The following is a 1,049-nucleotide window of genomic DNA, read 5'->3' on the forward strand; positions in this document are numbered from 1 at the left end:
CCCCAAAAGAGTGGTTCACCGATAAATTGGTCCATTCCCCATACATTTTGTGATTCTTCATATCCATATAACGCTTTCCATTCAAAATCAACTGGATACATTTGAATGTAACCGATCGGCATTTCATCAAATTCTACTAAGCATCTTTTTTCATTACTGTTTGGATTATGTATAAAATGGGCAAGTACCTCTTCTACAGATTGCGGATTATCTCTTCCTTCGTAATACTGTAAAACTTCTGGATTTGTTAACCATTTTGAAATGATAGGTGCATCGTCTTTTGTTACATATCTAACTAATAAATTTTCTTTTTGAAATAACATGTAGCACCTCTTTATTAGCATTTTATAAACTGTTAAACTTTATTTCAAATCAACATCATTCTTATTTAATAACCCCTACTCCTCCCATGTATGGACGCAATACTTCTGGGATTATAACTGAGCCGTCTTCTTGTTGGTAGTTCTCTAAAATAGCTGCTACTGTACGCCCTATAGCTAACCCAGAACCATTTAATGTGTGCACAAATTCTGGTTTTGCACCTGGTGTACGACGGAAACGTATGCTTGCACGACGCGCTTGGAAATCTTCACAGTTTGAGTAAGAAGATATTTCACGATATACCCCATAACTTGGTAACCAAACTTCAATGTCATATGTTTTCGCAGCTGGAAATGCTATATCAGCTGTACATAATACGATAACTCGATAAGGTAATCGTAATAATTGTAGTACTCTTTCGGCATTCGCAGTTAATTTTTCTAACTCATCGTATGATTCTTCTGGCTTAGTATATTTAACCATTTCAACTTTGCTAAATTGGTGCTGGCGAATAAGTCCTCTCGTGTCACGTCCTGCACTACCAGCTTCAGAACGGAAACATGGCGTATGAGCGGTAAAATTAATAGGTAATTCTGCACCATTTAATATTTCGTCACGATAATAGTTCGCTAATGGTACTTCCGCCGTTGGAATTAAAGAGTAATCTGTGTCTTTTAATGTAAATACATCTTCTTTAAATTTCGGGAATTGTCCGGTTCCTATTAAAC

At 36.2% G+C, this 1,049-nt stretch carries 2 protein-coding genes; both read right to left on the reverse strand.

Annotated features, from left to right (window positions below; genetic code table 11):
* The coding region (locus AC1DTM_RS28135) for a GNAT family N-acetyltransferase (protein ID WP_477001450.1) at nt 1-323 on the reverse strand (323 nt) is incomplete at its 3' end.
* A 61-nt stretch (nt 324-384) separates the two neighbouring features.
* On the reverse strand, nt 385-1,049 hold a 665-nt coding region (gene serS, locus AC1DTM_RS28140; protein WP_477001451.1), incomplete at its 5' end, for a serine--tRNA ligase.

The sequence above is a fragment of the Bacillus sp. P4_D3 genome, from assembly GCF_056401855.1.